The 18,760-nt window shown below is 41.4% G+C and carries 15 protein-coding genes and 1 pseudogene; 13 read left to right on the top strand and 3 right to left on the bottom strand.

From position 1 onward, the window contains the following. Window position 1: 1 nt before the first annotated feature. From WMO43_RS09185 to WMO43_RS09220, 8 genes are all read left to right on the top strand, one after another. Window positions 2-1,756: a tyrosine-type recombinase/integrase gene (locus WMO43_RS09185; protein ID WP_349084383.1), complete on the top strand. Its 1,755-nt coding sequence runs from the start codon at window positions 2-4 to the stop codon at window positions 1,754-1,756. Next, entirely contained in the window at window positions 1,746-3,266 is a 1,521-nt protein-coding gene (locus WMO43_RS09190) for a tyrosine-type recombinase/integrase (protein ID WP_117688050.1), read from the top strand. The genes WMO43_RS09185 and WMO43_RS09190 overlap by 11 nt, the downstream gene beginning before the upstream one ends. Next, the gene (locus WMO43_RS09195; protein ID WP_055247040.1) at window positions 3,235-3,618 is read left to right on the top strand and encodes a DUF6262 family protein; all 384 of its coding nucleotides are present in this window, start codon (window positions 3,235-3,237) and stop codon (window positions 3,616-3,618) included. Before WMO43_RS09190 ends, WMO43_RS09195 begins: the two co-directional genes overlap by 32 nt. Window positions 3,619-3,693: 75 nt before the next feature. Then, complete coding sequence (locus WMO43_RS09200) at window positions 3,694-4,200, top strand: ATP-binding cassette domain-containing protein (RefSeq protein WP_434784176.1); 507 nt, start codon at window positions 3,694-3,696, stop codon at window positions 4,198-4,200. Beyond that, the gene (locus WMO43_RS09205) at window positions 4,197-4,829 is read left to right on the top strand and encodes an ABC-2 transporter permease (protein WP_353530962.1); all 633 of its coding nucleotides are present in this window, start codon (window positions 4,197-4,199) and stop codon (window positions 4,827-4,829) included. Before WMO43_RS09200 ends, WMO43_RS09205 begins: the two co-directional genes overlap by 4 nt. A 196-nt stretch (window positions 4,830-5,025) precedes the next feature. Continuing rightward, window positions 5,026-5,922 carry a PGAP1-like alpha/beta domain-containing protein gene (locus WMO43_RS09210; protein WP_353530963.1) on the top strand — a complete coding sequence of 299 codons (897 nt, stop codon included), beginning with the start codon at window positions 5,026-5,028 and terminating at the stop codon, window positions 5,920-5,922. 484 nt (window positions 5,923-6,406) lie between these two features. Next, on the top strand, window positions 6,407-7,594 hold the full coding sequence (locus tag WMO43_RS09215) for a phosphoribosyltransferase domain-containing protein (protein WP_353530964.1): 1,188 nt from the start codon (window positions 6,407-6,409) through the stop codon (window positions 7,592-7,594). A 1-nt stretch (window position 7,595) separates the two neighbouring features. Continuing rightward, complete coding sequence (locus tag WMO43_RS09220) at window positions 7,596-8,645, top strand: cysteine protease StiP family protein (RefSeq protein ID WP_353530965.1); 1,050 nt, start codon at window positions 7,596-7,598, stop codon at window positions 8,643-8,645. Window positions 8,646-8,698: 53 nt separating this feature from the next. On the opposite strand, the pseudogene WMO43_RS09225 reads toward WMO43_RS09220, so the two are convergent. The 3 genes and pseudogenes from WMO43_RS09225 to WMO43_RS09235 form a co-directional block, all read right to left on the bottom strand. Next, window positions 8,699-9,062, bottom strand: a pseudogene (locus WMO43_RS09225) (IS110 family RNA-guided transposase); the annotation flags it as partial. Between the two features lie 306 nt (window positions 9,063-9,368). Continuing rightward, window positions 9,369-10,220, bottom strand: a complete 852-nt coding sequence (locus tag WMO43_RS09230; RefSeq protein WP_177963136.1) for an AIM24 family protein — start codon at window positions 10,218-10,220, stop codon at window positions 9,369-9,371. Between the two features lie 41 nt (window positions 10,221-10,261). Further along, window positions 10,262-11,242 (bottom strand): HpcH/HpaI aldolase/citrate lyase family protein, encoded by a 981-nt coding sequence (locus WMO43_RS09235; protein ID WP_353530966.1) that lies wholly within the window; start codon window positions 11,240-11,242, stop codon window positions 10,262-10,264. Window positions 11,243-11,371: 129 nt separating this feature from the next. Here WMO43_RS09235 and WMO43_RS09240 point away from each other — a divergent pair, with 129 nt between their 5' ends. The 5 genes from WMO43_RS09240 to WMO43_RS09260 all read left to right on the top strand — a co-directional run bounded on the left by WMO43_RS09240 (window position 11,372) and on the right by WMO43_RS09260 (window position 18,757). Next, window positions 11,372-13,645 carry a YceG family protein gene (locus WMO43_RS09240; RefSeq protein ID WP_353530967.1) on the top strand — a complete coding sequence of 758 codons (2,274 nt, stop codon included), beginning with the start codon at window positions 11,372-11,374 and terminating at the stop codon, window positions 13,643-13,645. Window positions 13,646-13,647: 2 nt separating this feature from the next. After that, window positions 13,648-14,793 carry a toxic anion resistance protein gene (locus WMO43_RS09245; RefSeq protein WP_177963139.1) on the top strand — a complete coding sequence of 382 codons (1,146 nt, stop codon included), beginning with the start codon at window positions 13,648-13,650 and terminating at the stop codon, window positions 14,791-14,793. 24 nt (window positions 14,794-14,817) lie between these two features. Beyond that, a complete protein-coding gene (locus WMO43_RS09250; protein WP_353530968.1) occupies window positions 14,818-15,399 on the top strand; it encodes a TerD family protein in 582 nt (193 codons plus the stop codon). Between the two features lie 10 nt (window positions 15,400-15,409). Beyond that, window positions 15,410-15,997 (top strand): TerD family protein, encoded by a 588-nt coding sequence (locus WMO43_RS09255; protein ID WP_177963141.1) that lies wholly within the window; start codon window positions 15,410-15,412, stop codon window positions 15,995-15,997. Between the two features lie 99 nt (window positions 15,998-16,096). After that, a complete protein-coding gene (locus WMO43_RS09260) occupies window positions 16,097-18,757 on the top strand; it encodes a calcium-translocating P-type ATPase, PMCA-type (RefSeq protein WP_353530969.1) in 2,661 nt (886 codons plus the stop codon). Window positions 18,758-18,760 lie beyond the last annotated feature (3 nt).

The following is an 18,760-nucleotide window of genomic DNA, read 5'->3' on the forward strand; positions in this document are numbered from 1 at the left end:
AATGCCGGCAAGATTGTATGCCTTTGTGCCGGAAGAGCAGAACCTATCCAATGCAGAGCGGGAACAACTGATTGAAGGACTGAAACGGGAATTAGATGAATATTATGAACAAAAATGTGGAAAAGGCAGTCTGGAAACATATTTGATTCAGAATGAGATCTGGCACTTGTCAGAGATCAATTATCAGGTGAGAGCCGGATATCAAAAATATCTGAGAGAATATTATGTGGATTCGACGGTGCGTAATTATCTGCTCGGAATAGATCGTGTAAAGTTGCGGCTGATCATAGAAAATGCGCAGACCTTAAAAGGAAAGTGGAATGCCCAGAATCATCCGGAGCTGCTCCATGACATTCTGTTCCTGCGGTATCATCCCAATCCGGCGATTGCAAAACGATATGAATATACGACAGATATTAGTAAGCTGGTCTGGGATTTCAGGGTAAAAGGTTCAGATATATGCAAACAGCAGATTTTAACGGTTCTGGAAGATATCGTGCAACAGAAAATAACTATGAAAGAATGCACCAGACATCTAAACGGATTGAAAAGTGTATATGAATTTTGCATGCAGGAACAGATTGAAGATCTCAGATATCTTACACAGAAGCAGTTCGACAAAATTGAAAACTATGGGGACACGGATTATAAAAAGAAATGCGCAAAACAGGAGCTTAGAGCGTGTCAGGAATATATTTTCTGCCATGCAAAAAATATTGCATGGGATTCCACGGTCTGGTTTATGGAAAGACTGTATCTGGAAGAATACCGGGTGAATCCGTCTAATCCTGTAAAAACGATTTCTTTTATGAGCATAGAAAGGACAGATAACAGAGAACTTGTTCAAGAATATATAAAATACTGTTTGGGAGTCACACACTTAGCATTAAGTGTAATACATACTGAATTTTATCGAATTCAAAAATTTGTTGTCTGGCTGGAAGAAACAACGGAAATCAACTTGAAACAAGTGTCAGAAAATGAAATAAAGAAATATTTTCAAATAATTGACTACAAGGTAGCAAGCTATTTCAATGATATTATCATAGCAATCTATCAGTTTTATGAATATCTGCAGACGAAAAATATCATAAAAGAAGTTCCTTTTAATTACCAGTATTATCTGAAAAAGGAAATCCTGCATCATAATGACCGGAGTGTAGAACAGGAAACCTATGAAAGTATTTTAAAACATTTAAAAGATTTTCCGGAAAAGCCGAGATTGATTTTACTGCACTCTATGCTGTTAGGACTGAGAATCAGTGAAGTATGCTGCCTGAAAGGGAATGCTTATTACTGGCAGGGGAGAGACGCCTGGATACAGGTATATCAAATAAAAATGCGGACATATAAGCGAATCCCCATCCCGGAAATTCTATATAAAATCATGAAAGTATATATAAAAAAATACGGAATTGGTGCTGAGGATTATATTTTCCAGAATCAAAAGGGAAAAGCATATCATTACTCCAGTTTTCGATGGAGTATGAAGAAAATATTTAATGAAAATCATGAGCTGTTTCAGGAATATAATTTCAAATCCCATGATTTCAGGCATACGATAGCAACTATGTTTTATGAAGATGGAGTGCCGCTTCAAAGTGTCAGAGATTATCTGGGACATGATTATGAAGAAATGACACAGCAATATGTGGACTATATGCCGAAGAGAATTTCCAAAGCAAATCAGGAACTTTTCGCAAAAGAAGGAAGTAGTCTTGCTTCCGGAATAAAGAGGTGCAAGCGTGGAAAATAGATTTTATATCAAGGAACTGGATTCTTATCAGAAAGCAAGTGATCTCAGCAAAGAACGTATGGGAACAAACCCCAATTATGATCTGGAACTTCTTCCGACAAAGCAGATGCAGGAAGAAATGTGGGAGTTCCTGCAATACAGAGGTAAAAACCTCGTAGCAGAAAAATTTTATACAGAACGAAGATTTTACCATCATTTATGCAGGATGTTGAAAGAAAAAAATAACCGGCCGGAGAGTTTTCTGGACTGGGGTAAAGAAAAATGGATGCAGCAGATGAAAATCTGGCTCCTGCAGCAAGGATTGCCCCTAACAGCACCATTTAAAAATAAGTGTGGCGGAAGAGGAACGCAACGTGCCAGAACACTGGGGTATATAGAATGCCTGATTGATTATTTAACCGACTTAAGAGATGTGGATGTAAACGAAATAACAAAAGATGTCTGGAAAATTAAAAAACTTGACATACAGGTGAAGCAGGATTTGATACGTCCAAGGAAAACGATATCTTTTACAGGAATCAGTCAGCCAGAGTTGAAGGAAGAAATTAAAAAAGCAGTATATTTTCAACTGAGAATAGAAAGTCTGGAGACTGTAAAAAAGGAACTGACAGCCATCCGGAGATTTTCCAGATATCTGAATGAGCATAAGAAAAATATACAATCCTGCGCTGATCTGGACAGAACGATCATAGAAGAATATCTGGTATATATGAAAACAGAAGATACCGGGACGAAGAAGTACCGGGCGGAAATAACAAGACTCAGATCAATCCTTAATATGGTAGCAGATATTTACCAGTATCCACAGGTGAAAGATCTGATATTGAACAGGGACATCCCACCCAATATCAGATCAGAATTTAAAGTCTACTCAGATGCAGAATTAAAGCGTTTTAATGAATTCCTTGCAAAAGTAGATATACAGACAGCCAGAGTCATGACGATTCATCAGATGCTGGGAACAAGAATCTCAGATACACTGACATTGCGGACTGACTGCCTGATGGAACAAAACGGTGAGATATTGATCAGAATCTACCAGATGAAAACACATTACTATGAAAAACCGATCAGTCAGGAACTGGCAGCTTTGATCAGAGAAGCCATCCGTTATACGGAAGAAAGGTATGGAAAATGCAAATATATTTTTACAAATGAAAATGACCATACAAAACCGATGACCTACTCACTGATCCAAGGGAGAATTACAACAGCAATTTATCGGGAAAATCTCAGGGACGATAATGAAAATTATTTTACATTCGGCACGCACATGTACCGGCATGTCTACGGAGTAAAGCTTGTAGAAATGCATCTGGATGACTGGACGATAGCAAGGCTGCTCGGACACAAAAGCCTAAAGAACGTAAAATATTACAGAAAAATGAGTAACCAGATACTGGCGAATGATACCAGAAAAGCAAGAAATAGGTTATCACAGATGGTCCTGGAATGTCTGGACGGATGGGAGGAAGAGTATGAACAAATACGACACGATGATAGCTTGTAACCGGAAAACGAGTGAGGAAAAGATAAACCGCGCAGTGACAGAAATCCGACAAATGCTCACAGACAGAGAAAAGGTGAGTGTACCAAAGTTAGTAAAGCGGACAGGATTATCCAGAGGATTCTTTTACAAGAACGAAACCGTCAGAAAAGAAATGGATCGGGCATTAGAGCAGCAGGCCGGAATGATTGATCCAAAAAGATATATCGGGGACATTGTGATGAAAAACCGAATCGAACTGCTGGAGCAACAGGTCAGGGAATTAAAACGAGAAAAAGAACAACTGGAAAAAGAGAACGTCAGATTACAAAAAGCATTGAATAAAAAAGATTTGAATCTACTAAAAAATCTGTAATTAAAATTAAGAAAATAATCTGCAACAGCCGGGAAAATACTCCCGGTTGTTGTGGTTGGAATAAAACACGAATCCATGAGAAAGGGTCAGACTTCTCACAAAAAGGAACACAATACACGGATGTGTTTCCCGTTAAAGCCAGTGTTTACAAGGGATAAAGGAGAGTTACCCAATTTTATAGATGAAGCGACCAGCGGTTTAGACCCGGTGATGAGAGATGAGATACTGGACATTTTTTTAGACTTTGTACAGGACGAAGAACATTCTATTCTGGTATCCTCACATATCACCAGTGATTTAGAAAAAATCGCAGATTACATTACGTTTATTGACAACGGCAGGGTACTTATGAGCAAACCTAAGGATGAACTGATCTATGAATATGGCATTGCGCGGTGCAAAGAAAGCCAGTTCTTGCAGATGAATCAGAGTGAAATACTTACATATCGCAAACAGGAATACCAGTATGAAGTATTAGTAGATCACAAAGAACAGATCAAAAGAAAATACCCGGACATGGTCGTAGATCATGCAACGTTAGATGAGATTATGCTTCTATATATAAAGGGGGAACGAAAATGAGCGGATTATTATTAAAAGATTTCTATACCATTGGACATAATGCAAAACAGATGATGTTGATATTGCTGATCTGGGCAGTCTGTTTTTTGCCGGGACGCGATGGAAGCACTTACATTATTATGTGTGCTTCTTTATGTGGTATGATGACGGCGACGACTTTTACCTTTGATGATAAATGCCACTGGGAAAAATATGCGATGATCCTGCCAATTTCAAAAAAAGCGTATGTGTTAGAAAAATATGTTTTGCATATGATCTTCTCTCTGTTGGGAGTAGCGGCCGGTACAACAGTTACAGTAGTGGCGAACTGGTTCCAGGGAATGAGATTTAAAGGTCCGTTATGGCAGGTAGGGCTGCTCGGATTCGGCATTTCCATGGCAGTGGGTTGCCTGTTTCTTCCATTATTGTTGAAATATGGTTCAGAAAAGGCAAGGATCATTTTGTTAGGAGCAGTGTTTATTCCGATAATCCTGATTGTTGCATTGGTGTATTTAGCGGAAAAGACTGGTGCTATTTCCACAGACGAGATAGCGGTAGTTTTTCAATGGGGTATTCCACCGGTATTTATTGCACTACTCATTATTTCCGTTTTAATCAGTCAGAAAATTTTCGAAAAAAAAGAATTTTAATGTCGAATGCAAAAATATATTAGCAAAACTGCACAAAAAACATCAGGACACAACAAGGCAAGTGTACAAAATGATAGCAGTATTGACGAAAAAGAAAAAGGGTATTGATATATCTGTTAAAAGAGGCGTAAAATAGTCCTAGGGTTACAGTTACGAAGGGTGATTTGTACAGATTGTCAATGATGGAGGAATCAAAGTGAAATTTGGAAAAATCAAAAAAACAATCTGTATCTTATTAGCAGGAACAATGGTATTGGGAACATCCCTGACTGCATTTGCCAGTGAGCAGACACCGGCAGATGGCACAGAAACCTATACAAACGTATCAGAGATGGCAAAGTTTACATTTAAAGGGTATAATAATGGAACACTGCCAACTCCAACCACAACACTCGGACTTTTAGAGTACACTCTTAAGACTTTCGTTATGGGAGACGAGTACAACGGACCAATCGGAATCGTAAAGGCTGTTTTAAACCAGAATGGAAAAGAGAAAAATGTCTATATCGTGGCATTATCCGGAACGGAATTAATCTGGAGTGATTACACCGGATTGCAGTCAACTGGTGCAGTAACAGATTTATTATGTGGATTTAATTTAGATAACCCATATATTAAAGCTGTTGTAAAAGCAATGAAACAGAATATTCCGGCAGGTTCTGATGTAGTGTTCTACGGACACAGTCTTGGAGGAATGATCGCACAGGAAGCAGCAGCGGACAAGACGATCAAGAGAATGTACAATGTAACAAATACAGTTACATTCGGTTCTCCGTTGATCAAACTGTTAAGCAGACGTGAAGGCTTAGTAAGAAGAATGTGCGATACATCTGATATTGTTCCTGTATTAAGCGTATATTCACTGACACCTCTTGCAGTAATTCAGTATTGGGGAAGCGAACGTTTCTCAGAGGATGGTGGATATAACAGCAAATGGCTTGCAGCACACAACGAAAGTTATCTGCGCCAGGACGTTTGGGGAGGCTATGATGTGCTGGGTATCAAAGGTGGTAACGCAACAATGACCTTTGATATGGGAGCAGCAGCTTATTATGAAGCTCCTGGAATCAGCTGGCTGCATTTAAAAAAATAAGCATAGCTCATAATATATGTAGAAGAAGGTAAAAAAAGTCTGTACAGACACCTTGTAATCTGGATACTATGGATGCCGATGTAAAGTAAGGGGTTGCTTTGCATCGGTATCTTTTTGCTCTATAGGATTGGGGAGCAAAAGACGGTTTCAAGTTTTGGGATTGGTAATTTGCACAAAGCCGGGTCTGTTTTGTTCCGTTGTACGAAAATAAGAAAATCTAAGTCTGGCTGAGCCTGGTTATGATGGAGTGACGTGTACATCTTAGACACCCCGTCCATGGGGTGCTAAGACTTTTGCTGCCGTCCATGGCAGCAAAACACTAGACATGAACAGCCAGACTAAGATTTACTAATTTTCTTTCAAAGTCACAAAAGCAGCTCCGGCTTTGTGCAAGTTGCCAGCTACTAAGTTATAAAGCAATGCTTTGTTTTTTATAAGAATTATTTTATAATAGATGGCAGAGATCATAACGAGGAGAGAAAGCATGTATACAGAAGCAGAACTGGTCAGGATCGCAAAGAGAGAAAATAATACCAGACGAAAATATTTAGTGGTGAACCGGTTACAGGGAAAGCATATACCGGTCAGTCCAAAAGAGGCATTACAGATGTTTCGCTCATTAGCAGAACTTATAAAAGAGGCATATCCATCAGAGAGGCTTCTGATGGTCGGATTTGCAGAAACGGCAACAGCGATCGGAGCAGCAGTGGCGATCGAGTGTCAGGCAGCTTATATGCAGACTACGCGGGAAGTCATTGATGGCGTGGACTATCTCTATTTTTCGGAATCCCACAGCCATGCCACTGAGCAGAAATTAGTAAAGACGGATTTAGATAAGATCATAGGTAAGACAGACCGGATCGTTTTTATAGAGGATGAGGTAACAACCGGAAATACGATCTTAAATATCGTCCGTCTGATCCAAAAGACCTACGCACAGCCGGTTTCGTTTGCGGTGGCATCCATTTTAAATGGAATGAATGAGGAAGCATTAGAGAATTATAAAAACCTAAAAATCCCGGTACATTATCTGGTAAAGACAGCACATGACACCTATACGGAGATTGCAGAGCAGTATCAGGCAGACGGCACCTGTCATATCTGTACAAAACCTCAGGAAAAGGAAGTAGAACAGCAGAAAGAAGTACAACAGCAGATAGAGATGCAACAGACGAAAGAAGCACAGCAACCGATAGAAGTGCAGGAGATTTCGGGCTGGATAAATGCAAGAAGACTCCATACGGCAGATACCTACAAACAGGCGTGCGAGCAGCTCTGGCAGGAAATACAGCAAAAATACGGTTACACAAAATACACAAAAGAGACAGAAACAGGCAGACGGATACTGGTCCTTGGCACGGAAGAATTCATGTATCCGGCATTATATGTCGGGGCAAAATTAGAAGAGGCAGGCTATACAGTGCGGATGCATGCCACAACCAGAAGTCCGATCGCAGTCAGTAAAGAAGAAAAATATCCGCTTCATACGCGTTATGAATTAGCAAGTCTCTATGACAAAAACAGGATAACTTTTGTCTATGATCTGACAGAGTATGAAGAAGTACTGGTGCTGACGGATGCACAAAATCAAGAAACCGAAGGCTGGGAGTCTTTGCAAAGAGCATTGGCCCTGAACCAGAACCGTCAGATCAGAGGAATAAGGTGGTGTTAAAATGAGAAGTTCTTATTCGAACGAAGATGTGATCTTACTGTTAAAGGATATTACCGGACTGGTACAGCCGCAGCCAACCGAAGAGAGGGAACGACTGATACAGGCAGGCCGTCACTACTGTGAAATGCTCCCGATCGAATATGTCCCAAGTGAAAAATATATGGAAGCATATCGGATGGCATTAAAAGATTATGCGAAGCCGACCGCAGAAGCGGTAGGAAGGCTTGCAGATAAGATCATAAAAAAACGTGGCAGGGAAGTGGTGTTAGTTTCCCTTGCAAGAGCCGGGATACCGATTGGCATTTTAGTCAAACATTATATCAAAAAGAAATACGGATATGACGTTCCCCATTATTCCATTTCCATCATCAGAGGACGTGGGATTGATGAAAATGCGATGAAGTATCTGTTGTCTCATTACCCGGCAGAGCAGATATTATTTGTGGACGGCTGGATCGGAAAAGGTGCGATCTTAGGGGAACTGCAAAAAGATGTGGCACCTTATTTTGGTGTATCATCGGAGCTTGCCGTAGTTGCAGATCCGGCAAATATCACGGAATTATGTGGCACCCACCACGATCTGCTGATCCCAAGTTCCTGTCTGAACTGTACGGTATCGGGACTCATCAGCAGAACTTTTTTGCGGGACGATATCATAGGAAAAGAGGATTTTCATGGGGCTGTTTATTATGGGGAATTGGAAAAAGCCGATCTGTCGCATGAATTTTTAGAAGCGATTGAAAAAGAATTTATTTTAGAAGTGCCAAAAGATGACTGGCAGCCACAAGGACATGGAATTGACGAGGTAAGAAAAATCGCAGGAGAGTATGGGATAGACAATATCAATCTGGTCAAACCGGGGATCGGCGAAACGACCAGAGTCCTGCTTCGCAGAGTACCGTGGAAAGTCTTAGTCAATGAAAAATATAAAGAAGATGCATCCCTAGAACATATTTTGCGGTTAGCAGAAGAAAAAGAAGTGCCGGTGGAGTGGTATCCACTGGAGAACTACAAAGCCTGTGGACTGATAAAGAAAGTGGCAGATGCATAAAAAAGACGCCAAAAACCGTTTGTTTTTTTCAATAAATTCCAATTATTATGGCAGGATCTAGTTTCATTCATAAGTGTGCGTAGTGATTCAACTGTTGTAGAGGTACTGTTAAGCTGGTTTACAGCCTGCTTGATAATAAGCTTTGTAATGTCATCCTTAGGAAGTACAGGAACAAGTTCCTTTGCCTTTTCCATAGATTTCCTCAGCTTTGGATCGGCTGAAGTTGTACTTCTTACGTTTGCACCAGTTTTGATAATGGTCGATAAAGGCATTCAGGGACATTTTACGGACACAGTCCACATGCCAGTATGTAGATGCAAAATCAACCCATTTCTGGCTGCCGTCACTGCGTGCAGGACTGTCAAAGTAAGTATTCACACCAGGATAGGTCTGATCAAGGATGCCGATAAGATTATTGCAATGGATAATTCCTTACTAGCTGTAAGGGATATTAACCATAAATATATTGTAGTAGCGACCTGCAAAGAGAAGGCAGTCTGTGCCATTTGCGGTATCCACTATGGTTAGCCCTGCTGCTCATCAGCAGTGGTACAGCAGTTGGTGTTACTGTATATGAAAAAAAGAAAAAGGGTAGAGTTTTATAAGAAATAAAAGCTGCAGGCAAAACAAAGCCGCTGCCGGTAAGATCCCATTACAGAGGATTCTTATGGCAGCGGCTTACTACATTGCTGCATCAAATATCGAAGATATAAACAGCAATCTTTATTTTACTTTAGAATGACTGGTATTCATATTCATGCTCTTCGTACTGGAAAGACCAAGCATCTGTGCCAGATCGAGTGTATCGTAAACCTTGATCGTCGGTGCTAACCAGACCTGACCGGTACCACGATATACATTGACGAGACCTTCGCCGCTGACAGCGGAACCCATCAGAGTCTTGGCACTGCGTTCTACGGTAAAATCTAACGTAGAAGAACGTAAAACAGCAAAATTGCCATCGACTTTTAAGGTGTCGTTTTCTAAATCAATGATATCCACTTCGGACATTGGTACCGTAGATTCTAAGATGACGATACCAGGACCGGTAAGCTGCTGCTGGAAGAAACTTTCACCGCCTGCGACAGCAGAGGAGAGGTTTCTTTGTGAGATCACTTTTACGGAAACACTGCCCTGTGCACAATAGAACATGCCGTCATCCACGATAATGGATTCATTTGCTGCAAGCTCTAACACCAAGAAATGCTTAAAAGAAGGCTCTAATACTAAAAGTCCGGTTCCCGAGTATTCCGGCTGTGCCATCTGTTCTCCGGTAACGGCACCACGGACTAATTTTCCAAGGGCATTTCCGAGAGTGACACCACTGACCATTTCAATATTTCCCTGGAAATAGCTCATTGCACCGCGCTCGATCGTTACTTTTTCGTTGTTCAGATACAGTGCGATCTGACGTACATGGATGTGTTGCTGTTCCATGAAGTAAATCTGCTGTGCCATGGAAGCATTTGAGAGTCCGAGAAGTTTTTCATATTCTAAGACTTCAACTTTTAATCCTCCACTTGTAAATTCTTCAATTACTTTGACGTTTTCTCTTGTTCCTGTTGCTGTTTTCATATGTAAATAACCTCCTAGTATAGGTGTTTTTGGGTACGACATCAGAGTGCAGAAGATTCGCTGTCGACAACTCCGAAAGCCTCTGCCAGCATCAATATCTGCATTGCCCAGTTAGAATGTGTCTTACATTCGTTCATGCGGGCTTTTTTAACGTTGCCATGGACCAGAGAAGGAGCAGTTTCCTCCCAGTGTAAAATGGCTTTGGCATCCTCATAATCTTCCTTAGATACGCGGTAGGCATCGTTGACCAGAGGAATCTGGTTTGGATGAATCACGGTTTTTCCGGTAAATCCACAAAGCCTGTCCTGTGCCAGTTCCGCTTTTAAACCACGGTCCCAGCCGGAGCCGTTGTAATATTCCCAGACCGGACCGGAAATCACATAGTCCATGCCAAACACGGTAATGATATCCGAAAAAATATCCGAGATCGGACGGATATCGTGGATCGACTGGGTAACGTGGCGGCGAAAGCCAAAAACATGGCATAAGTCGTTGCCGCCGACACGGATGTTTAAAACGAGTGGTTCGATAGCGTCTAATTTTTCTTTTAAAGTATATAAGATCTGATGACGATGTTGTAAGTGGATCATAGAAGGACTTTCAAAAATCGGCATCATATAAATCGCACGGTTGTAACGTTCATTTACAGAAAGAATCTCAGAAATATAGGAATCTGCATTTTCCAAAGAAAACTTTGGAATAATAAATCCTGTGATCAGAATACCGGCATCCCCAAAACGTTCCATCAGATCAGGAATCTGTTGTGGAGAGCGTACTCTTATGAAAATTTTTGGGAGAAAAAAAAGATGTTTCTTTTTTTCATTAAAAAGTGTATGAATCGTTTGTACCAGCTCATGCTCTGCCTCCGCAATGCGGTCATCCCGGATCGTATCTTCTAAACAGACCGCAAGAGAAAAATGCCTGCCAAACCGTTCGTGGATCAGTGAATTTGCCAGTGACTTGTGGTTGGCCGGACAGTAAAGCAGAGGCCCCACGCTGTAATACAGAATAGAATCTTTCATGTAAGTAACTCCTTGTCACATAATCACTTTTATTGTACCATTCCCGGAAATAAATTAACAGTGTTATTTTTAGATTTAGTGTGCTAGAATAAGTGCAGGTAAAGCATAACACAAGGAAGGGATAACCGTATGTTTACACGCGGAATCATTCAAAATACAGAGGACTATTTTAAAGAATTAAATCAGCGTCCGGACAAGTGCATTTATTTTTACCGGATGAATGGATATAATGACAAGTGCAGACAGTTTATCGGAGAATATGCGAAAGAAGCGAGAAAATCCGGTGTTGTCATTGAAGGAAAGATTGCAAATCCGACTGAACAGAATCTCTCCTATTATGAAGAAATCATGGGGATGGATTTTCAGATGAGCATGGGATTTTTACTGACAAGTCTGAAAAAATGGCTTCCCCGCATGAACGATTATCAGAGAGAAAATGTGGCAGCAGCATTTTACGATACGTTGGATGCAATGCGAAAAGAGGGCAAAAACGAGAATATGCTGAAAAATGCCTATATCAAGTTTATGTGCTGGTTTTATTATAAGTTTGAGTGTATGGTCAATAATCTGGGTGAAAACAATGTGCCAAAGATTTTATACGAAGGAACGATCAGTAATTATGAATTAAAGATATTGGATATTTTAGCGGGTGCCGGCTGTGATATTCTGCTGTTGCAGTATCAGGGAGATGCACCGTATCAGAAGCTAGATGCAGGCTCAAAGATTTCAAAGGAACTGGTGCTTGAAAATATGCAGCCGTTTCCGGAGGGATTCAGCCTGAAAAATCTTCAGGAAGATATGGAAAAAGAAAAAGACAAAGAACGGTTGTATGGAACTTTACCGACCGTACATGCATGTACGAATGCATGGATTCACGGAGAGGGCTTAGAGGATTTTAAAATGGCGGCACGTCTGCGTGGCGAAGATACCGGATTTTTTTACAACTGTTTTTGTAGGATGACAGGCGTAGAGGATAAACTGACCTATCTGAATGAACTGTATCAGTTCCGCTTAGAGTTAAAAAACAGTGGCAGAAATATGCTGATCTTAGAGCGGGAAATTCCGGTTCCGACCATGGAAGAGATCAGTGCGATCCGAAGAAATACCTATAATAATGTGGAGCAGATGTTGTTCGATCTGTCTGTAAACATTAAATATTCACAAAATATAGAGCTGCAGCGATTGATGAATCAGGCTTTCATTGATATAATGTTAGAAGAGTTGGAAATTTCAGGAATGAATGTAAACCGGCTGACAAATAAAGCAGTCTATCTGCTCTGTTGGTTAAAAAGATATCAAAAGGAGCTGTTTGAAGGCTGGGAAATGCCCAAGATCGGCTGTTTTATCTATCTGGGTGGATGCAGGAATGAGAATGAAGCACTGTTTGTAAGGATGTTAGCAAGGCTGCCGGTGGATGTGCTGATCTTAAATCCGAATCAGGATACCGCCTGCTGTTTAAGTGATAAGCTGTTGTATGAGATTCATTATACGGAATCCTTAGCAGTGGAGCATTTTCCAAATGAAGGCAGGGAAGTGCAGATGGGCACTGCCGCTTATCATGCGGAGCGGGAATTAGATACCATCATGTATCAGGACTCCGGGATCTATCGCAACCAGCAGTATGGAAAAGCAAATGCAGTCATGTTAAGGACGATGTATGAAGAAATCCCGATTCTGTGGGATCAGGAAGTGAAGTACCGTCCGAATTTCAGTGTTACGGATTCGGTAGTCAATATCCCGGTGATTTTTGCAAAAGTGTCGGGAGTCAAAGACGGACAGTTAGCACCGTACTGGTCAGGGATCAAAAGCCTGATGACGGAAGAAACATATGTCATTTCCAAAGCACCGTTTATTGAGTCAACGGATGCCAATCCGATCAAGGCACATGCGACGGAATTTTATAAAAACAACAGACTGCAAAGGGAAAAGATCAAATCGCATCCTGTATACCGCTATGGAGTCTTACGCGAAGAGATGCAGGATTATATTTTAGATAAATTAGGACTTCTGATCGCACAGAAGACGATCAGGGGAACAGGAGAGAACGGTACGGAATATACGATCATTTCTACGGTTCTGAACATGAATAAGGATATAATAAGGATGATTCAGAAGTTTGATTTTACGAAGAAGAATCCGAAACTTATCTATATCAATACGACAGAGACAGTAATATCTCTCGAGGACAGTATTTTGACGGCGTTTCTGAGCCTGCTCGGGTTTGATGTGGTATTTTTTGTACCGACCGGATATCAGAGCGTGGAAAAGTATTTTAACACAAAAGTGATGGAAGAGCATCAGATCGGGGAATACCTGTATGATCTGCAGGTTCCGAATTTTGAGCTGATTCCATCAGGAACGCGTCAGTCATGGCGTGACAGACTATTTAAACGAGGAGGTTGACAATGGGTCTTGATTTTGGAAAAACCGCACAGCAGACAATGACAGCCGTGCCGGAGGAAAAAAACGAGATTGAGGTAGTCAAAGAGTATGACATTGTAGCTGACAGACAGCAGATGAATGCAGATTTGGTAAACTCAAAAGAGGTGGATGACTTAGTAAGTACGATTGAGGTACATAATCTTGAGACGATCGTATCGTTTGGTGCAGAGGCGGCAGAAGAGATTTCGAAAGCGTCGGATATCGTCTTAAACAGTATGAATATGTCTCAGTTGGATGATTCAAGTGAGATGTTGAATACACTTGCAAAGATTATGTCGAAGTTCGATATTGAAGAGATAAAAGACAATCCGGGACTTTTCGGAAAACTGTTTGGAAATATGAGAAAACAGTTAGATAAGATCCTCGATAAGTATCATACCATGGGAGACGAAGTTGATAAGATCTATGTGCAGTTAAAGCAGTATGAATCAGAGATCAAACAGTCGAACCGCAAATTGAACCAGATGTTTGAAGCCAATGTCGGTTATTATCACGAACTGGTAAAATATATTTTAGCCGGAGAGCAGGGCTGTCGGGAATTAGAAGCATATATCGCACAGCGCCAGGCAGACATGGAAGCAACCGGAGATAATTCCATTCAGTTTGAGATCCAGAGTCTGCAGCAGTCTTTGATGATGTTAGAGCAGAGAACACAGGATTTAAGAACTGCGGAAAATGTAGCGATGCAGTCTGTTCCTATGATAAAGACCATGGAATTCAGCAATATGAATTTAGTGCGTAAGATCAATTCCGCATTTATCGTAACACTTCCGGTATTTAAGCAGGCACTGGCACAGGCAATTATGTTAAAACGCCAGAAAATCCAGGCAGAGGCAATGTCAGCACTGGATCAAAAGACCAATGAGATGCTGATCAAAAATGCCCGCAATACCGTAGAGCAGTCAAAGATGACTGCACAGTTAGCTTCCGGCAGCTCCATAAAAATAGAGACTTTAGAAACAACCTGGAGAACCATTGTCAATGGTATTGACGAGACAAAGCAGATTCAGGAAAATGCGAGAAAACAGCGTATTGAGGATCAGGCAAGACTTGAAAATATCAAAGCAGAGTTCAACAGGATGTATCATATGCCGAATCAAGGCAAATAAGATTGCACAAGGAGGAAACAAGATATGCCAATTAATTTATCAAAAGGACAGAAAGTAGATTTAACAAAGGGAAATCCGGGATTAAAAAATATCATGGTCGGCTTAGGCTGGGATGTCAATGCATTTGATTCAGGAGCCGATTTCGACTTAGATGCAGCAGCATTTTTGGTAGGGGAGAATGGAAAATGCCCGACAGAAAAAGAGTTCGTATTTTATGGAAACTTGGTACATCCAAGTGAGTCCGTAAAACATATGGGAGACAACCTGACCGGAGAAGGTGACGGAGATGATGAGCAGATTCAGATCGACCTGAGCAAGATCCCTGCAAATATCTCAAAAGTGGCATTTACGGTAACGATTTATGATGCAGAGACAAGAAGACAGAACTTCGGACAGGTATCGAATGCATTTATCCGTATTGTCGATGAGACAACCAATCAGGAACTGATCCGTTATGACCTAGGTGAGGACTTCTCAATCGAGACAGCCGTTGTCGTAGGCGAGTTATACCGTCATGACGGCGAGTGGAAATTTAACGCAATCGGAAGCGGCTTCCAGGGTGGTCTTGCAGCACTCTGCGGTCACTATGGAATTGATGTAGCATAGGAGGAAAAATATGTCAATCAGTTTACAAAAAGGACAGAAGGTAAGCCTGTCCAAAGAAAGTGCAGGACTTTCCACCGTATTGATCGGACTTGGCTGGGATGAGGCAAAAAGAAGAGGCGGACTCTTCGGACTGAAGCCAAAGCCAATCGATTGTGATGCTTCTGCCTTTCTTCTAAAAAATGGAAAATTAGCAGATAAGACAGATATCGTATATTTTGGAAACTTACATCACAAATCCGGCACCGTACAGCATTTAGGTGACAACTTAACCGGAGAGGGTGACGGAGATGATGAGCAGATCGTGGTAGATTTATCAAAGATCCCTGCCGAATATGACCGGATCGTCATTGTGGTAAATATCTATCATGCCGTACAGAGAAAGCAGCATTTTGGTATGATCGAGAATGCGTTTATCCGTTTAGTAGATGGAAAGAATAACCGTGAGATGTGTAAATATGATCTGTCGGAAGATTACAGCGATATGACAGCGATGATCTTCGGAGAGGTTTACCGTCATGATGGCGAGTGGAAATTCAATGCCATCGGTCAGGGTACCAAAGATCCCGGAATCGCAGAATTAGCAACAAGATATAAATAAAAGTTTTGCTAAGAAAGAAGGAGAGACTAAAAATAACTGGTTTCTTCTTCTTTTCTATGATATAGTTAACAAAATCATACTGAAGGAGGAGTATAAGAAATGAAGTTTAACGGACTCACAGACCGGGAAGTAGAAGAATCCCGAGAAAAGCATGGGTCAAATGCAATCCCTGATTCAGAGCCAACCACTTTCTGGCAGGAATTTAAGGAGACTTTCGGGGATCCGATGATCAAGATCCTGTTAGCGATCGCAGCTTTGATGATCGTTATGTTTTTCTTTGGCTATGCAGAAATCTATGAGCCATTAGGAACGATCGTTGCAGTATTGATCGTAGCATTTGTGTCTGCAAAGACCGGTGTGGCAAGTGATACGAAATATCGTGAATTAAAGGACAGTACCAAAAAAGACCAGTGTAAGGTGCACCGCAATGGTGTCGTTGTAGTCATTGATGTAGACGATGTGGTTGTAGGAGATAAGGTACTCTTGCAGGCAGGAGATAAGATTCCGGCAGACGGTATTTTGATCTCCGGGAATCTGCATGTGGACAACTCTGCGTTAAACGGAGAAGCAGAAGAGTGTAAAAAGACAGAAGCACCACAAGATTTTCAGTTAGCAGATGATATTACCGGAGAAACTTTCGTAGATCAGCATTCTCTGTTCCGTGGAGCAGTGGTCTTTGACGGTGAAGGTATCTTAGATGTCAGAAAAGTCGGCTTACAGACCATGATGGGTAAGATGGCAGAGGAGATGCAGGAAGAAGAACCGGATTCTCCGTTAAAGGTCAAATTAGCAAAATTAGCAAAACAGATTTCCACTTTCGGATACATCGGAGCCATTGTCATTGCAGTGCTCTATTTTGCATATTTTATCGTATCCGCAGGCGGCCCGTCGCTATACTTTGCAGCGGGTGCAGAGCAGATCATCAAAGATGTTGTAGAAGCCGTATCCTTAGCAGTCGTTATCATCGTCTGTGCAGTGCCGGAGGGACTTCCTCTGATGATCTCCCTGGTTCTGATGCAGAACACCAGCAAGATGTTAGACCACAACGTGTTGGTGCGTAAGGCAGAGGGTATTGAAACCGCAGGTTCCTTAAATATTTTATTTAGTGATAAAACAGGTACGATCACGAAGGGAAGTCTGGAAGTGGTAGATTTCTTTACGGCAGACGGACAGTCGATCGAGCTGTCACAGCTTGAGCATCACAGTGCCGTAAACGGACTGGTAGATCTGGCAATTGGAAAAAATACACGGTCTATGTTCGATGCAACCCACAGGGTGATCGGTGGAAATGCAACCGATCAGGCATTGATGAAGTTTATCGGAGAAGAGACTTTCCGTGTGCTTGATGCAGACAGGGATTGTGTCGTTTCCTGTTCACAGGGATTTAACTCTACGAATAAATTCAGTCAGGCAAGGATCGACAGTCTCGGTAAGACTTTTTACAAAGGAGCACCGGAGCGTCTGCTTGCAGTTGCAAAGCATTATCTGGATGCAGAAGGCAATGTAAAAGAGTTAAATCTGGATGTTTTAAATCAGAAAATTGACGGGTTAGCAACCAAGGCAATGCGTGTTCTTGCCTTTGGATACTCCGAAAAAGAACTGGTAGAAAATACGATCAATGATGATGTTGTCATCATCGGTTTAGTCGGAATCCGTGACGATGTCCGTCCGGAGGCAAAAGAGGCAATCGAAGAAGTTCAGAATGCGGGAATCCAGGTAGTTATGATCACCGGTGACCGTTTAGAGACAGCCGTTGCGATCGCAAAAGATGCAGGATTGTTAAAGGATGAGTCAGATAAGGCACTTTCTTCTGCGCAGTTAAACGAGATGTCTGACGAAGAAGTAAAAGCGATCATTCCGCATATCCGTGTGATCGCAAGAGCACTTCCGACAGATAAATCCCGTATGGTAAGACTCTGTCAGGAAATGAATTTAGTAGTCGGAATGACCGGTGACGGTGTTAACGACTCTCCGGCATTAAAGAGAGCCGATGTCGGTTTTGCAATGGGAAGTGGTACCGAAGCAGCCAAAGAAGCCGGAAAAATTGTTATCTTAGATGACAACTTTAAATCGATCAAGGATGCGATCTGGTATGGAAGAACGATTTACCATAATATTTTGAAATTCTGTAAATTCCAGCTTGTCATCAATGTAACGGCAGTAATTGTCAGTGCGATCGCTCCATTCTTTGGAGTGGAAGAACCATTGAAGGTTACGCATCTGTTATTCGTAAACTTAGTTATGGACGGGCTTGGTGCAATTATGCTTGGTAATGAGCCTGCGTTAGAAAAATATATGAAAGAAAAACCAAGAAGAAGAGATGAGAGCATCATCAGCAAAGCCATGATGGCACAGATTTTGACCATGGGAGCATGGTTGACGGTTATTAGCTTTGTCTATTTAAAACATCCGTTTTTTGCAGGACTGTTTGAAAATGAAGAACAGCACCTGACCGGATATTTCGTCCTCTTTATTGTCAGTGCATTGTTCAATGGATTCAATGTCCGCGATGATGGATTTGGAATCTTTAAAGGTTTGAATGAGAATACCGGATTCTTAAAAGTATTCTTTGCAATTATTTTCGTACAGGCATTGATCGTTAACGCACCGCTTGTTCCACTTCAGGTATTTACCTGGATCGGAAATATGTTCAGCTGCGTACCGTTTGGGATCAAAGGCTGGATCGCAGTCATCTTATTGGCAGTCACCATGATCCCGGTAGACCTGATCCGTAAATGTTTTGTAGGAAAGAAAAATTAACTT

It is taken from the genome of Maccoyibacter intestinihominis (genome assembly GCF_040096355.1).
Taxonomy (GTDB): domain Bacteria; phylum Bacillota; class Clostridia; order Lachnospirales; family Lachnospiraceae; genus Maccoyibacter; species Maccoyibacter intestinihominis.

Bases quoted from the DNA above. Each gene is read 5' to 3' on its own strand.
- WMO43_RS09185 (WP_349084383.1), top strand. From the start codon at position 2: ATGCCGGCAAGATTGTATGCCTTTGTGCCGGAAGAGCAGAACCTATCC.
- WMO43_RS09195 (WP_055247040.1), top strand. From the start codon at position 3,235: ATGAACAAATACGACACGATGATAGCTTGTAACCGGAAAACGAGTGAG.
- WMO43_RS09200 (WP_434784176.1), top strand. From the start codon at position 3,694: ATGAGAAAGGGTCAGACTTCTCACAAAAAGGAACACAATACACGGATG.
- WMO43_RS09205 (WP_353530962.1), top strand. From the start codon at position 4,197: ATGAGCGGATTATTATTAAAAGATTTCTATACCATTGGACATAATGCA.
- WMO43_RS09215 (WP_353530964.1), top strand. From the start codon at position 6,407: ATGTATACAGAAGCAGAACTGGTCAGGATCGCAAAGAGAGAAAATAAT.
- WMO43_RS09220 (WP_353530965.1), top strand. From the start codon at position 7,596: ATGAGAAGTTCTTATTCGAACGAAGATGTGATCTTACTGTTAAAGGAT.
- WMO43_RS09230 (WP_177963136.1), bottom strand. From the start codon at position 10,220: ATGAAAACAGCAACAGGAACAAGAGAAAACGTCAAAGTAATTGAAGAA.
- WMO43_RS09235 (WP_353530966.1), bottom strand. From the start codon at position 11,242: ATGAAAGATTCTATTCTGTATTACAGCGTGGGGCCTCTGCTTTACTGT.
- WMO43_RS09240 (WP_353530967.1), top strand. From the start codon at position 11,372: ATGTTTACACGCGGAATCATTCAAAATACAGAGGACTATTTTAAAGAA.
- WMO43_RS09245 (WP_177963139.1), top strand. From the start codon at position 13,648: ATGGGTCTTGATTTTGGAAAAACCGCACAGCAGACAATGACAGCCGTG.
- WMO43_RS09250 (WP_353530968.1), top strand. From the start codon at position 14,818: ATGCCAATTAATTTATCAAAAGGACAGAAAGTAGATTTAACAAAGGGA.
- WMO43_RS09255 (WP_177963141.1), top strand. From the start codon at position 15,410: ATGTCAATCAGTTTACAAAAAGGACAGAAGGTAAGCCTGTCCAAAGAA.
- WMO43_RS09260 (WP_353530969.1), top strand. From the start codon at position 16,097: ATGAAGTTTAACGGACTCACAGACCGGGAAGTAGAAGAATCCCGAGAA.